14 protein-coding genes are annotated in these 14612 nt (G+C 42.2%); 8 read left to right on the plus strand and 6 right to left on the minus strand.

Annotated elements, in window-relative coordinates; genetic code table 11:
- Positions 1-15 precede the first annotated feature (15 nt).
- From PY092_RS09480 to PY092_RS09490, 3 genes are all read right to left on the minus strand, one after another.
- Positions 16-2217 (minus strand): xanthine dehydrogenase family protein molybdopterin-binding subunit, encoded by a 2202-nt coding sequence (locus tag PY092_RS09480; protein ID WP_275615611.1) that lies wholly within the window; start codon positions 2215-2217, stop codon positions 16-18.
- Positions 2218-2234: 17 nt separating this feature from the next.
- On the minus strand, positions 2235-2690 hold the full coding sequence (locus tag PY092_RS09485; RefSeq protein ID WP_275615612.1) for a (2Fe-2S)-binding protein: 456 nt from the start codon (positions 2688-2690) through the stop codon (positions 2235-2237).
- A 194-nt stretch (positions 2691-2884) separates the two neighbouring features.
- Entirely contained in the window at positions 2885-3715 is an 831-nt protein-coding gene (locus PY092_RS09490) for an endonuclease/exonuclease/phosphatase family protein (protein WP_275615613.1), read from the minus strand.
- 359 nt (positions 3716-4074) lie between these two features.
- Between PY092_RS09490 and PY092_RS09495 the strand changes: the two genes are divergently transcribed.
- Positions 4075-5082: a transporter family protein gene (locus PY092_RS09495; RefSeq protein ID WP_275615614.1), complete on the plus strand. Its 1008-nt coding sequence runs from the start codon at positions 4075-4077 to the stop codon at positions 5080-5082.
- Positions 5072-6613 (plus strand): vanadium-dependent haloperoxidase, encoded by a 1542-nt coding sequence (locus tag PY092_RS09500; RefSeq protein WP_275615615.1) that lies wholly within the window; start codon positions 5072-5074, stop codon positions 6611-6613. The genes PY092_RS09495 and PY092_RS09500 overlap by 11 nt, the downstream gene beginning before the upstream one ends.
- Here PY092_RS09500 and PY092_RS09505 read toward each other — a convergent pair whose 3' ends face one another.
- Both PY092_RS09505 and PY092_RS09510 read right to left on the minus strand, forming a co-directional pair.
- The gene (locus PY092_RS09505) at positions 6614-7225 is read right to left on the minus strand and encodes an alpha-ketoglutarate-dependent dioxygenase AlkB family protein (RefSeq protein ID WP_275615616.1); all 612 of its coding nucleotides are present in this window, start codon (positions 7223-7225) and stop codon (positions 6614-6616) included.
- Between the two features lie 12 nt (positions 7226-7237).
- The gene (locus PY092_RS09510; RefSeq protein WP_275615649.1) at positions 7238-8200 is read right to left on the minus strand and encodes a helix-turn-helix transcriptional regulator; all 963 of its coding nucleotides are present in this window, start codon (positions 8198-8200) and stop codon (positions 7238-7240) included.
- Between the two features lie 391 nt (positions 8201-8591).
- Here PY092_RS09510 and PY092_RS09515 point away from each other — a divergent pair, with 391 nt between their 5' ends.
- Both PY092_RS09515 and PY092_RS09520 read left to right on the plus strand, forming a co-directional pair.
- Positions 8592-9089, plus strand: a complete 498-nt coding sequence (locus PY092_RS09515) for a DinB family protein (protein WP_275615617.1) — start codon at positions 8592-8594, stop codon at positions 9087-9089.
- Positions 9090-9092: 3 nt separating this feature from the next.
- A complete protein-coding gene (locus PY092_RS09520; RefSeq protein ID WP_275615618.1) occupies positions 9093-9311 on the plus strand; it encodes a hypothetical protein in 219 nt (72 codons plus the stop codon).
- Between the two features lie 115 nt (positions 9312-9426).
- Here the strand turns inward: PY092_RS09520 and PY092_RS09525 are convergent, their stop codons facing one another.
- Positions 9427-12441 carry a VPS10 domain-containing protein gene (locus PY092_RS09525; protein WP_275615619.1) on the minus strand — a complete coding sequence of 1005 codons (3015 nt, stop codon included), beginning with the start codon at positions 12439-12441 and terminating at the stop codon, positions 9427-9429.
- Between the two features lie 259 nt (positions 12442-12700).
- Here PY092_RS09525 and PY092_RS09530 point away from each other — a divergent pair, with 259 nt between their 5' ends.
- The 4 genes from PY092_RS09530 (at position 12701) to PY092_RS09545 (ending at position 14606) form a co-directional block, all read left to right on the plus strand.
- Positions 12701-13078, plus strand: a complete 378-nt coding sequence (locus PY092_RS09530) for a DUF7009 family protein (RefSeq protein WP_275615620.1) — start codon at positions 12701-12703, stop codon at positions 13076-13078.
- The gene (mobA, locus tag PY092_RS09535) at positions 13072-13659 is read left to right on the plus strand and encodes a molybdenum cofactor guanylyltransferase (RefSeq protein WP_275615621.1); all 588 of its coding nucleotides are present in this window, start codon (positions 13072-13074) and stop codon (positions 13657-13659) included. Before PY092_RS09530 ends, mobA begins: the two co-directional genes overlap by 7 nt.
- 230 nt (positions 13660-13889) lie before the next feature.
- Entirely contained in the window at positions 13890-14399 is a 510-nt protein-coding gene (locus PY092_RS09540) for a DUF2975 domain-containing protein (RefSeq protein WP_275615622.1), read from the plus strand.
- Between the two features lie 3 nt (positions 14400-14402).
- On the plus strand, positions 14403-14606 hold the full coding sequence (locus tag PY092_RS09545; RefSeq protein ID WP_014034008.1) for a helix-turn-helix domain-containing protein: 204 nt from the start codon (positions 14403-14405) through the stop codon (positions 14604-14606).
- The last annotated feature ends 6 nt before the right edge of the window (positions 14607-14612 follow it).

Here is a 14612-nt window from a genome sequence, read left to right on the forward strand (position 1 = left end):
TTCTATTATCCATGATCAACCTACCAATGGTGGCTTATCATTTATAAAAGGCTGATTGTAATAACGTCTTCCCGTTGCTTGGTACAATGCATTGGACAAAGCTCCAATGGCTGGTGGCAGAGAAGGCTCTCCCAGGCCGGTCGGGTCTATACCATTATCCACAAAATGTACTTCGATATTTTTTGGTGCTTCGGAATGACGCATGAGGCGATATCTATCAAAATTGGATTGCTGTGGTCTTCCGTCTTCAAAAGTCAATGCACTATAGGTTGAGTGACCAATACCATCGATCATTCCACCTTCTATCTGATTCTTGGCCGCCAACGGATTTATGACGATACCGCAATCCACGGCACAGGTAATTTTATCGACCCTTGGCATATCCCCACCATCTTCCAACTCCAAAACTTGAGCTACGTAGGAGTTATGACAATAATAAGCTGCAACACCACGAGCCTTACCTGATTCAGAGCCCCAATTGGCCTTTTCTTTTACCAATTTCAGCACTCCTGCATAACGTTCTGGATCGTAATCGTTCTTTTCTGGATCGCCAACAGGATTGTTGATGGCCCTATCAAAAAGCTCTAAACGGAATTCCAATGGGTCTTTACCTGCTGCTTCGGCTACTTCATCCATAAAAGCCTGTTCCGCACCAGCAATGAAGTTGGAACGTGGAGCTCTCCATGCTCCAGTGGTCACATTCGTTTGCAAGCTATGCTTTTCTGCTAAATAATTGTCCACGGCTCCTGCAGGGAAACGGTTTTCAAAGATTAAATCATCATTGGTACCTGCCCCCCTTACATGCCAAGCGATCAAGTTTCCAGTTTCATCCAAACCTGCTTTGAACTTAACCTTATAGGATGGACGATAGGTACCTTGCGTCATATCATCTTCCCTAGAATACACCAACTTAACGGGAGCATTCATTTTTTGGGAAATTGCGGCTGCTTCCACAGCAAAGGTCCCATACAAGCGACGGCCAAAACCACCTCCCATGCGGGTCATCATAATATCTATCTTTTCGGCTGGCATTCCCAATCTGGACACCAATGTTTGCTCCAAAAACTCGGGAGTTTGTATTGGACCAAGCAATTCCGCTTTTTCTGGGGTTACATGCGCAAAAAAGTTCATGGGCTCCATCGTATTGTGCGCCAAATAGGGTGCTGAATACGTACTTTCAACAATTTTTGCCGCTTTTGCAAAAGCTGCGTCCACATCCCCGTCCTTTCTTGCTGGCTCCTCTTGTGGCTTTTCCAAAAGTGATGCAAGCGCTTGATCATGGTATGAGGTACTTTCTAAATCGGACGCCTCTTCCCATTCCACATCCAATGCTTTTTTTGCCTGCATGCATTCCCATGTGCTATCGCCGACAATCGCCACCAATTCTGGAATTGCACCGCCATCCGACCATGTTTTTTGAACATCTTCGGGATATGCTTCAAAATGGAAGACATCTTTTATTCCGGGCATTGATTTTACCGATTCTGCATTCATGCTCTTGAATTTCATTCCAAAAGCTGGCGGATGTACGATCATGGCTGTCAACATGCCTTCTTTATAAACATCCAAACCAAAAAGTGGTTGGCCAGTAACTATTTTTGGACCGTCCACATTTTTCTTGTCCGTACCGATAATGGAGAAATTACCATTGTCTTTCAACTGCACCTCTTCGGGCACTTCGATATTTGTAGCAGCGGAGGCCATTTCCCCATAGCCAGCGGAATTTCCGCTTGCTTCGTGAGTCAAAACACCATCTTCAGTGGTAATTTCATCCGCTGAAACGCCCCATGCTTGTGCGGCAGCCTCTTTTAACATATGTCTTGCCGTAGCTCCTGCCATTCGCAAGCTTTCCCATCCTTGTCGGATAGACTGGCTACCACCGGCCAATTGACGTGTGAAAATATCGGTGTTCAGTGGTGCTTGTTCCACTATCACATTTTTCCAAGCTGTATCGAGCTCTTCGGCCACGATCATGGGCATGGATGTTTTTACGTTCTGGCCGATTTCGGGATTCGGTGACATTATCGTTACCATACCATTATCCCCTACTTTAAGAAAACCGTTAAGTTCGAACCATTCATCTGGCAGGCTGTTTACCTGCTCAGGAGTCATTTTACATGAAGCTAGCCAGCTAAACCCGATAACAAGTCCACCACTAGCCAATCCTGTATTCCGAATGAAGGCGCGTCGTCCTATTTTTGTCTTTACAAGTGTCATTTTACTAGTTTTATGGGTTAAGATTTAGCCGCTAGTTTTACGGCTTTTTTGATTCTTGTGTAAGTCCCACAACGACAGATATTACCGTTCATGGCCATTTCAATTTCTTCATCTGTCGGGTTTGGGTTTTTCTCCAAAAGTGCAGAAGCGGTCATAATTTGACCTGCTTGGCAATACCCACATTGGGGCACATCCACTTCCAACCATGCTTTTTGTACTGGGTGGTCGCCTTCTTCAGATAATCCTTCTATTGTTGTGATTTCCGAATTTCCTACGGATGAAACGGTAAGCATGCAAGCTCTGGTCGCCGTACCATCCAAATGAATGGTACAAGCCCCGCATTGCGCTATTCCACATCCGTATTTTGTCCCAACTAAATTTAGGTGATCTCGTAAAACCCAAAGGACTGGTGTAGACGGATCTACATCGACCTCTTGTTTTGTTCCGTTAATGTTAATTGTGAAAGTTGCCATAATGTTGATTAATTCCTTTGAAGTTAAAGATTTCCGACAACAATTTGGACAGTTTCCCAAAACATCACGATAAAATTAACATTGTTTTTGGGTTTTTTGAAGTTACTTAAAACGAGTATAAATAATACGACTGAATTACCTGCTTCTTCAAAGAAAAAGGAAAACAAAAAGCTTTAAAGTCCTTTGAATTGTTTTCAATAGGTTAATCGTGCGAAAACAGGTAAATGGTCCGATGGATATCTAGTATCCTTTGAGTCGCTCAAAATGGCACTTTTAAGCACTTCAAACTCATCAGAAACAAAAATATAATCGATTCTTCGTCGCACAGGTTTGTTGAATTCGAAACCATTGAAAGTTCCTTCTGGACCGAAAGCTTTCTTTCCTGCGGCTATGTGTGTATCTGCCATTTCGGTCAGAATTACTTGCACACCCGGACTATCGCTTTCCAGATTAAAATCGCCAGTGACCACAACCAGGTAGTTTTTGGTATTCAATTCCTTTATTTTTTCAAGTATGAGCTTGGAACTTTCTTCACGTGCTTTTACCCCAACATGATCAAAATGTGTATTAAAAACCATGAATTTGGAACCATCATCCTTGTTTTCAAAAACACCATAGGTACACGTCCTTGGAAGGGCGGCATCCCATCCTTTGGATGGTTTTTCTGGTGTGGTGGAAAGCCAAAACGTAGATTGGTCCAGAAGCTTTATCCTCTTTTGATTATAAAAAACAGCGGTATGTTCCCCTCTTTCATCTCCATAATCTCGACCAACTCCAAAATAGGCATATTCCTCCAATCCTCCATCGATTTCCTTTACTTGATGAATCAATCCTTCCTGAATACCGAATACGTCAGGATTATAAAAATTGAGTTGGGAAATCAAGAAATCCTTTCGGTTATCCCAGTTATTGGGCGCATCATCTGGATTATCATATCGAATATTATAGGAAATAACATCTATGGTCTGTCCTTGGACATTTAATAATGACCCAACGGCCATAAGAATAAAGAAAATGTTTTTCATTGTGGTGTTCTCTGTAAATCTTTGAAAGGCCAATTGGCCATTTTTTATTCAGACTGCAAACTATTCAATTTTTGGGGCATCAAGGTTATGATACCATTATTTTCTTTCCCCCAGCTTTTTCTTTCCCCCAGCTTTTTCTTTCCCATAGGATGTTATGCCCGAAAATATGACAACACTCATAAAACCATAATCAGGATTTGGGTTTTATTAACTCAAATTAACCAACTCACAACCCATTTACCTTTTCCCTAACCATTATTGACAATTCCTTAGCTCTACAACTTATTGTCTAACTCTATTTTAGCCGCACAATCAATAAAAATTAACTAACTGATAATCAATTTACACAAACTTATTTTATGGTATTAAAAAAACACCTCTATCCACTACAACTATTTCATTTGAAAAAGGTTGGGTGGGCATCGGCACTCTTTGGAGTGTTGATATTTCTTGTTCCGATGGAATCCATTCATTCACAAACCCCTTCCGATGCCCTTATGATGCCCTCCAAGAACATTTGCGTTCTTTTTTCTTACGATATGGGCACTTTTGATAGATATTGGGAAGGGTCGTACCTAAGGTCCAACGAGACCATCGCCACTGTAGACAGAAACACCATACTTCCCATGGCGGCCATTGGTATTCTGGATAACCTTAATTTTTATGTAAGCCTGCCTTATGTAAAAACCGAATCTTCAGAACCTAATGGAGGGAAATTTACCGGTGCCAGAGGGTTTCAGGATATTGGCTTTGCCATAAAATACAGACCCATTCGAAAAGAATTGGGACCTGGCCGAATTTCATTTTTGGGAACAGCAGGATTTTCCACGCCGTTCACCAATTACCTTTCCGACTACAGACCTTACAGTATTGGCGCCGGAGCTCCCGAGTTTTCCTTGCGTGCCATTGGTCAGTATGAGTTGAACAACCAATTCTACTTTAGGGCATCCGTTGCACATCTTTGGCGAGGATATACAGAAGCCGAACGGGACTATTACTATAACAATGGTAGTTATTACACTGCTTGGATGGACGTTCCCAATGCATGGACTTACGAAGCCATTCTAGGCAAATGGCTCTTCGACACCTCTTTAAAACTGGAACTGAGCTATACCAATCTTAACTCAACCAGTGGGGATGATATACGAGCTTACAACGCTGCGCAACCCACCAACAAAGTTGAATTTGAAAGGATAGGGTTTTCCGCACAGTACTACTTTAAATCCATTAAAGGTTTAGGGGTTGTAGCCTACCATAACCGGGTGGTCAACGGAAGAAACTTACCCAAGTTCAGCAATACAGGATTTGGACTGACTTATCAATTCAATGTAATCAAGAAACAAACTGAAATTACCGATGAGCAATAAAATATACACACTGTTTGTGGCCCTGGGCCTTATACTTTTGACTTCTTGCGAGAAAGATACACCACAGTACATACCTTACGAAGGGTATGCATACGCCGAACTTGATGAAGATGGCGGGAATTGGGTTCCCGTGCTTGAAGAGTCTGGTTCCTCCATTGCAATACCTGTTCCTGAAGCTATCGATTCCGAAAGCTATCAAAATGAATTGGAAGAGGTAAAAGAAGCTATGACCAACATAACTTCCGACCAAAAAAGCGCCATAAAATATTGGACCAATAATCCTGCAGTCCGCTGGAACGAAATTGCATTGGAACTCATTGCCAAGTACAATTTAATACCTGGGCCCAATGCAGATGGCACCTACACCTTGCCCAACCCCGCCAATCCGGATGGACCGCCGGCATTTCCCTTTGCACACCCTCCTTATGCCTGTAGGGCATTGGCCTATATGTCCGTAGCCCAGTTTGACGGACTCATCTCTGCCTGGCACCATAAATACGAATACAATAGAGCCGCTCCTTTTATTGTGGATGAAAGTATCGATTACGCTTATGAAGCAAACGATATCCCTTCCTACCCTTCGGATGGAGCTGTTATTGCCAGGGCATCCAAAAATATACTGACGGCCATGTTCCCGCTTGAAGCCGAATATCTTCAGCAAATGGAAGACGAGCACTTGGAAAGCCTATTGCTTTCGGGAGGCAATGTAATGAGCGACATTTCCGCAGGAACAACAATTGGGGATGCGGTTTCCGAAACTGCATTGACAAGGGCCTCCAACGATGGCATGAAGAACGCACAGACACCAAAAGCAGTATCGGATTCCATAAAACAAGCCGCCTACGATAGATTCGGATGGGCTTGGGACAACTTGGAGATTCCAGAGCGTCCCGTGGGTCTTACTCCGCTCTTTAGTCAAGTGACCATGTGGAGTATCGATGATGTAGAAAGTGTACGGCCAATGGCTCCACCTGAGTTGGACTCCCAAGAATTATTGGACGATATGGAACTACTGAAGGACTATGCCAAAAACATGACGGAAGAACACAGAAGGATAGCCAATTTTTGGCAAGATGGGTTAGGAACATATACCCCGCCAGGCCATTGGAACCATATCGCCAATGAATTGATCGTGGAGAAAAAATTGAACCCACTACAAACAACAAGGACCCTTGCCTACATGAATATGGCCATTATGGATTCAGGCATCAGTTGTTGGGACGCCAAGTATTACTATCACTATCCTAGACCCATACAATTGATTGAAGGATTTGAAACCATCGCGGGAACTCCAAATTTTCCGAGTTACACCTCTGGGCATAGTGTTTTCTCTGCAGCAGCATCCGAAGTGTTGTCCTATATCTTTCCGGAAGAAGCTGAACAGATGAGAGCTTGGGCTGAGGAAGCTGCAATTTCCCGAGTATATGGAGGCATTCACTGGAGTTTTGATGCCACAGTGGGCACGGACCAAGGGAGAGAGGTCGCTCAATATACCATTGATAGGGCAAAGGCAGACGGAGCAGACCAATAACTAAATACTGATTATTGTTCTAAAAGTAAGGTTGATTCTCGGTGTCTTTACCAACTTTGTTGGTGGTAGGCGATGAAGCCAATGTGATTGGGTACTCCCTTTCATTACCAAAAGGCTTCCGTGATCGAGGGTCAACCCTACCTTTTCTTTGGATTCCTTGTGCTTAAAGGCAAATTTTCGCTCTGCTCCGAAACTTAAGGAAGCAATGGCCCCGTGTTTCTTTAGGTCTTTCTCTGCATCGCTGTGCCATGCCATACCTTCTTCCCCTGAATGGTACAAATTCAGTAAACACGAATTATAGGTCTCTTTAGTGAGCTTTTCGATAAGTTGCTTCAATTTCAATAATTCTGGAGTCCATGGCAATGCTTTCTTAGTGTGATTGGAATAGGTATATTCGAAGGCTTGGTCTCCATACCATGCTACCTTTCGTTTGGTCTCTATCCGTTTGCCATAGATTAAGGCAACATCCCTCTTCCAAGCAATGGTCTCCAATAATTGTTGGAAATATCGGTTGGCCTCCGCATGATTCAAAATAGGTCCATAATAATGGACAACGCCATCTTTGGGCAACCAGTTCTTCTTGGGGTCTATCTGTCCGGTAAATAAATCCACTTCTTCTAAAAATTAGGCGGTCAACATTTCTTGACTCTTCTTCAAGATTTCAGACACTCTTTCTCTTAATACTTCGGGTTCAATGATAGTTGCATAATCTCCGAACATGAGATACCATCTGGCAAAGCCGTTCTTCATATCCATGGTCATAAAAGTCATTTCCACCTGTTCGCCCTTTACCTCTTCTGAAATAAAACCATAATATTTTCTTCCAGCTTTTATGTACTTGGCCACTGATTTTTCCACCAGTATCCGTACTCGTGTTTTCGCTACCTCATCTCGTTTTTTGCGATGCTCTTCAATGGTTCCGTGCTCCAATAAAAAATCCAATGATGTTCTTGCGATCTTGTGAATCCTATCCGTCCGGAAATATCTGTAATCCGTCCTTAAATGGCAATAGCCCAATATGTACCAAAATCCGTTTTCATGAAAAAGTCCAACGGGTTCAATTCTCCGTTCTGATGGGGTTTCTTCCCTAAGTGATTCATATTTTAAAAATACCTGCTTCCGTTCTGCAATGCTCTCAAACAGAATTTCAAGGGCATTGGGCACCTTTTCATTGAACAAAACCTGCCCTGGCACTATGGATACTTGGGATTCCAAAGCTTCCACCCAATCTTTCTCTTTTCCACGCAAGACCGATTTAAGTTTGAACATGGCCGACTCATAATAAGCTCCGAGGGATTTATCAGTGAATTTTTGCATCAACTTTTCCGCAGCGACAAAGCTTCCGGCTTCTTCGCGGGTAAACATTACCGGTGGCAATCGGTAGCCTTCCATAATGGTATATCCCACACCTGCTTCGCTCACAATGGGCACGCCCGAAGCCTCCAAAGTTCGAATGTCCCTGTAAATGGTGCGCAGGCTCACATCAAAGCGGTCTGCCAATTCCTGTGCCTTTACAATCCTTTTGGACTGCAACTGAATTAAAATGGCCACTATCCTATCAAAGCGTTTTGCGGTATCCATTCCCATAATTGTGTGAGCTATCTCCCAAAGATAGGATTTCAATCCAAGGACGGGAGATCTTTTCTTGCTCATCTTGATTTCTTTATTTAGTAAATAAGCTGTTTTGCATTTTAATTGAAATTCGTCAGTTCGAGTGATTTTTGGTAGTTGAGCGAAGTCGAAACCAAAGAAAAATCGTATCGAGAATCAGAATTTCAAATCAGAGTCCATACAATCATTATTATCCTCTAGTACACGACCCGACACATCATCACTTTGACAAAGCTATGCTTGCCGAGTGACAACAGCTTGTCATGAACTTTTTTTTCATGCACTTTTTTTCTACTGACAAAGGGCTGTCACATCCCCCTTCTACTTTTGGTTCCAGAAACAATAAACCTTTAAAAAACAAAGCATCATGGAAAACACCATTAAGAAGCAAACCGAAGCACAAGTAATTACTCCAGAGCAGTTTTTGGAGCATTACCAAGGACACAGAAGACTTACCCGAAGGGTAATCGAAGCCTTTCCAGAAAACGAGTTCTTTAACCATAGTATTGGTGGTATGCGCCCTTTTGCAGAGATGACAAAAGAGCTTTTGGCTATTGCCGTTCCCGGGCTCACAGAAATCGTTTCAGGTAAAATCGGTGATTTTGATGAAAACAGGGACTATGGAAAAACAAAAGCCCAGTTTTTGGAAAAATGGGACGAGGACACGGAAAAAATCAATGAACTATGGGCTCAAATCCCTGAGGAACGCTACCAAGAACACATAACGCTTTTTGGACAATACGAAGGTACGGTTCAATCCTCAATCCTATATTTTATAGATAACGAGATTCATCACCGTGGACAGGGGTATGTTTATTTGAGAACCTTGGACATTGAGCCTCCATTTTTTTATGACCGTAGTTAAACGATGATGACCGTCCATGTATTCAAAACTTCGGTAAAACGAAAAGGCGAAGTGAAAAAACTTCGCCCTTCGTTGAACAGATTGGTTGACAACAATGGCTGTTGGAACTTTGACCTCGAAGATTGTGACAATATCCTTCGGGTTGAATCCAAAAGCCTGAATGCGCCGATAATTTCTTCGCTGCTGCGGAACAAAGGTTTCCATTGCGAGGAACTCCATTGATTGCGGAAAAGTCCACAAATCGATGCTATTTGAATTTTGTCAGGTTGAGCGCAGTCGAAACCTATTGATTACCGCAGATCATTAAACTCTCGACTGTGCTCGAATTGACATGGTTTTATAAATTGGCCTTTTGCTTGAGCTCGTTGAATTGGGCCAACAGTTCTTGATAACTATCTTTTTCCTCTTGACCGGGCTCTTTGTCGGCACCGCTTACAATATAATACAGATAGGATATTTGGGCCACCATTACCACTTCCGGATAGGCTCCTTCATCATTTTTGAGCTCCTTCAAAATATCTTTGTAAAGCTTGATTTTGGCCTCTCCTACTTTTGATTTTTCAAGCTCCTTGATTTTATCCTCTACTTTGTCCTGAAGCATTTTCGCTTCCGATAACAGATTGATCACTTTGAACTGGAGTTCCTGTTGCTCTTTCATATCGGTCAAAGAAACCCTATCGACTTCAAGCTTGGGATCCATGAGAACTTCAAAGGATTTCTCGAAAGTCTCATCCCCTACGGCCAATTTTGCGGTATAGTTCCCTGGTAGCACCATGGGACCGTTTTTGAATCGCCTTCTTTTGTTTTTGTCCCATGCTCCTTTTTGCTGAAGGTTCCATTCAAATCGATTCAACCCCTTTTTGGTCCCCAGTTTTTCATCCATGTAAACGAACGTCATGCTAAGGCTCATATCATCCACCTTTTCGGTAGTGGACTTCAACTTCGTGGAATCACTCACAATAGTTGCAACTTCCTTCCCTTGGGCATCCAGAATCTGAAGACTTATACCTCCTATACTATCGGATGGTAAATAGTAATCAATAATCACACTGGTTGATGGGTATTCTGGGAAACGGCCCCCACCCCATGGAGTTTGATACCTATATGTATCATCAGGCTTGAACAAAACCGGTGTTTCTCCCAGTTCTGTAATATTTTCATCTTGAAGGGTGGTAACCTTGTCCAAAATCCAGAAACCGCGACCCATGGTACTTAAAATCAAATCTCCTCGGAACAAAGTAATGTCCGTAATCGGTGTTACCGGAAGGTTCTGTTGAAACTTCTTCCAAGTTCCACCATCATCAAACGATACGAACATGCCAAACTCGGTACCGGCATACAACAACCCTTCGCGAACTGGGTCTTCCCTTAGCACCCTTGTGGTATAATCGGACGGTATCCCATTGGATTCGGTGCTTATCAATTCCCAACTATCCCCATAGTCATCAGTTTTATACAGATATGGTGTGGTATCGCCCAATAAATGACGATCCACGGCAACATATGCTTTTGCAGGATTGAACTGTGATGGTTCTATGGACTCAACCCTTCCTCCTTTTGGTAATTTTTTGGGCGTAACATCCTCCCAGGTTGCACCGCCATCTTTGGTCACGGAAATTACGCCATCGTTGGAACCCGTCCAGATAACGCCCTTACTGATTTTGGATTCCCTGATGGAATACAGGGTACTGTAATATTCTTCTCCCGTAATATCGCGAGTTATCGGATTTCCCGAAATAACCTGCTTGTCTGGCTCATTCGCCGTCAAGTCTGGGGAAATGATCTCCCAACTTTTACCACCGTTGTTGGTTTTGTGCAAGAACTGGGACCCCATGTACACCACTTCCGGGTCAAATGGGGATACATGGATTGGGGCAACACGTTGAAATCTATACTTTAAATCCTTGGGATTGTGTCCGTAAATATTGGATGCGCCAATAGAGTATTCACGGCTTTGCCCTGTTTTTTTGCTGTATACGCTAAAGCGACCCTTGCAATTATTGTAAACAATGTAATGGTTACCGGGCATTGGGATTACAGGTCCTGTTTCGCATCCTCCAACACTCATCATATCACTTCCGTTTGCAGGGGATGATGCCTTGGGGGCCATACTTGGGATGGCCAATGTGGAATTATCTTGTTGTGCCCCGTACACCCAATATGGATATTGGTCATCCACTGCAACCTGATAAATTTCAGCCGTGGGTTGATTGTACTGTGTTGACCATGTTTTACCTCCGTTGTGGGATATGTTGGCACCTCCATCGTTACACTGAATCAATAAATCCGGGTTATCCGGATTGAGCCATATATCGTGGTTGTCTCCGTGTGGAACGCTCATGCGCTTCCATGTTTTTCCGCCATCAGTGGATTTTATCAATGGGTTGGCATTGGAGTACACAATATCGGGATTGGTCGGGTCCAATTCAATATTGGTATAGTAAAATGGTCTGTTTACCAATCTCACATCATCGGAAACATGAGTAAATGATTTTCCCTGATCTTCTGATTTATACAATCCCCTATCCTTATCTGGGGCTTCCACAACCGCATACAGTATTCTGGAATCCACCGGGGAAACCGCTAAATCAATTTTACCAATCAATCCTTCGGGGAGGCCATTTTCCAATTTCTCCCAATCCTTCCCTCCATTTATGGATTTGTAGATACCCCCTTCGCTGTTTTTGCCTCCTGAATCAATGGTCCATGGTGTACGACGGGCTTTCCAAGCGGCAGCATATATCACATTTGGATTCCCTGGCAGCAATTCCAGATCGGCAAACCCCGTTTCTTCGGAAACATACAGGACTTTCTCCCAAGTTTTTCCTCCATCAGTGGTTTTGAAGATACCACGCTCCTTGTTGGATTTAAATGCGTTTCCTATAGCAGCTACCCAAACAATATTACTGTTGGTGGGGTCTATTTCCACGGCTCCAATTTGGCCCGCATTTTCCAATCCGATATGTTCCCAGGTTTTGCCGGCATCTATGGATTTGTAAACCCCTTTTCCTGAGATAATGTTACTACGGATTCCATCGGAACCTGTTCCTACATATACGATATTGGGGTCATTGGCCGCAATTTCGATAGCTCCGATTGATGGTGTTTTAAAAAATCCATCGGAAACATTGTTCCAAGTGGTTCCATAATCATCGGTTTTCCAGACACCTGCACCCGATGCTCCAAAATAAAAAGTTCCGGGCAGCATAGCAGTCCCGGTCACGGTAGTTACCCGACCTCCCCTAGAGGGTCCGATGGTTCGATATTGTAAGGCTTCAAAATCCTGGGCCAAAGTTGCACAGGTCACTAAAAATGTAAAAAAGAAATAAAAAGAACGTTGCTTAAAGGTCATGAGTTAGTTGAATAGTTGGTTTCTCCTCAAATCTACTAAATACCTAGTCAATCTGATATGGTCCTCCAACAGATTTGTAGCCTTTTTGTTTGAATCCCAGATAAATTATGAATTCCATAAGATGGAATTGGTTTCAAACGATCATAAACACAGTATTTTAATCAAAGTAGAATGTAATGCAATATTCAACCTTAGCCTAATCGACCCGCATCCCGCACTACAAAAAAACCATCTGAATTGAGTAAATTGACCAAAAAACATGAAGATTAGGATCAAAAATAATTCCATACGATATAGATTGACCAAAACTGAAGTGGAAACCTTTTGTAAAACAGGCGTTTATAAAGAGACCACGGATTTTGGCCATAGCGTGTTTACCTACGTGCTCAAAGCAAAGAAAGGCATTGATACTTTGGAGGCTTCTTTTGAGGAAAATACCATCACACTATACTTAGCCGATAAGGAACTATCAGAATGGGCCACATCGGACAAGGTTGGTTTCAACGGCACTATGGATTTGCAGAACGGGAAGCAACTTTCTTTGTTATTGGAAAAGGATTTTGCTTGTTTGGACAATACCATCGAGGACCAATCAGACAATTATCCCAATCCAAAAAGTGGCACCAACGCATGTTGACCCCTGCAAACATACCGGGCATTGTACTGTCAGGAGGAAAAAGCACTCGAATGGGGATGGACAAAGCTTTTTTAGAACTTGATGGCAAACCATTCATCTCACATATTCTGGAAACAGTCCAACAATGTGTTGAAGATGTTTTTGTGGTGTCCAACAATCAGAAATTGGATGAGCTGGGCATAACAAGGTTTCCCGATTTGGTACCCGGACTTGGGCCCGTTGGAGGCATCCACACCGGTTTATCACATTCCAAAACCGAGTTCAATCTTGTCGTTGCTTGCGACACACCCTTTTTAACACAGGACACTATACGTTATTTAATTGAAGGCATCGATGAGGAACATGATGCCTTTATTGTTCAGTGTGAAGGAGTACAAATGCCATTGATCGGCATTTACCGAAAAAGCTGTCTCCCCTTTTTCAGTCAAGCCATTGATGAAAAAAAACTAGGCCTACAAAAACTACTGGCCAAACTAAAGACCAAAATCATTGTATTGCCCAAATCACACACCAAATCCATTTGGAACATCAATACCCCATCAGATTTTAAAGCCATCGAAAACCTTGAAAAGGAAACCTAAAATCTATGGTTATCAAGAACATTTAAGATCACTCCCAATTCAAAAAAAGTTTGCAAACCAAAAGAAATGCTCTTCGAAGAAATAGGACACCAAGGTCTTTCAACTTCCACTGTCTTTGATTTTTTGGGGCTTCCTTCCTTAAAAATTTTATAAAATTCAATAAAAAAACATTTTATTATTGTTTTACGATAATTTTTTATATGTTTGCAGAAACATTTATCATTTAACCAATGAAAAAAACAAGAGTAATATCTAAAATATTGTACGCCGTTATCAGGAGTCTTGCTTGGATCTATTTGGTAATTGCACTGTACGGAGCTTTCTCGTGGATTACAAAAACCAATACTCAAATCGAGGATGCCAGAGCTGTGATCAATTATCCTTTTACCGATGTTTCCTTTTTAATATTGGACAACAACTGGTCGTATTTTCTATTTGCCTTTTTATTGCCTGTTTTGTCCTATACTTTATTTTTTTGGTTGCTTTCCAATGTATTTAAAGTGTTTTATCAAGAAAAGCTTTTTACCCAACCCAATATTGCACATTTAAAGCGGTTTTATTCAGCAAATTTGATTTTCCCCATCGTGCTTGTTGCCTTTTCATCATTCTTCATTGAGATTGGTAAAGGAATATTCATCATTGTAGCGTTACATCTTGTTTTGGGGGTTTTTATTTTCATTATTTCAGAAATTTTCAATCAAGGATTGTCTTTACAAAACGAACAAGACCTATATATCTAAGTTATGCCGATTATTATAAATATTGATGTGATGCTTGCCAAACGAAAGATCAAGAGCAAGGACCTGGCTGAAGAGATTGGCATAACCCCAGCTAATTTATCCATACTTAAAAATGGAAAGGCGAAAGGTGTACGCTTTGAAACCCTCGAGGCCATCTGTAAAGCATTGGACTGTAAACCAGGAGATATCATTGACTATGTAGCATAGTTCTTT

This window comes from Flagellimonas yonaguniensis, assembly GCF_029193885.1.
GTDB classification, from domain to species: Bacteria; Bacteroidota; Bacteroidia; order Flavobacteriales; family Flavobacteriaceae; genus Flagellimonas; species Flagellimonas yonaguniensis.

Bases quoted from the DNA above. Each gene is read 5' to 3' on its own strand.
- PY092_RS09515 (WP_275615617.1), top strand. From the start codon at position 8,592: ATGGAAAACACCATTAAGAAGCAAACCGAAGCACAAGTAATTACTCCA.
- PY092_RS09530 (WP_275615620.1), top strand. From the start codon at position 12,701: ATGAAGATTAGGATCAAAAATAATTCCATACGATATAGATTGACCAAA.
- mobA (WP_275615621.1), top strand. From the start codon at position 13,072: ATGTTGACCCCTGCAAACATACCGGGCATTGTACTGTCAGGAGGAAAA.
- PY092_RS09490 (WP_275615613.1), bottom strand. From the start codon at position 3,715: ATGAAAAACATTTTCTTTATTCTTATGGCCGTTGGGTCATTATTAAAT.
- PY092_RS09510 (WP_275615649.1), bottom strand. From the start codon at position 8,200: ATGGGAATGGATACCGCAAAACGCTTTGATAGGATAGTGGCCATTTTA.
- PY092_RS09480 (WP_275615611.1), bottom strand. From the start codon at position 2,217: ATGACACTTGTAAAGACAAAAATAGGACGACGCGCCTTCATTCGGAAT.
- PY092_RS09545 (WP_014034008.1), top strand. From the start codon at position 14,403: ATGCCGATTATTATAAATATTGATGTGATGCTTGCCAAACGAAAGATC.
- PY092_RS09495 (WP_275615614.1), top strand. From the start codon at position 4,075: ATGGTATTAAAAAAACACCTCTATCCACTACAACTATTTCATTTGAAA.
- PY092_RS09525 (WP_275615619.1), bottom strand. From the start codon at position 12,441: ATGACCTTTAAGCAACGTTCTTTTTATTTCTTTTTTACATTTTTAGTG.
- PY092_RS09485 (WP_275615612.1), bottom strand. From the start codon at position 2,690: ATGGCAACTTTCACAATTAACATTAACGGAACAAAACAAGAGGTCGAT.
- PY092_RS09520 (WP_275615618.1), top strand. From the start codon at position 9,093: ATGATGACCGTCCATGTATTCAAAACTTCGGTAAAACGAAAAGGCGAA.
- PY092_RS09500 (WP_275615615.1), top strand. From the start codon at position 5,072: ATGAGCAATAAAATATACACACTGTTTGTGGCCCTGGGCCTTATACTT.
- PY092_RS09540 (WP_275615622.1), top strand. From the start codon at position 13,890: ATGAAAAAAACAAGAGTAATATCTAAAATATTGTACGCCGTTATCAGG.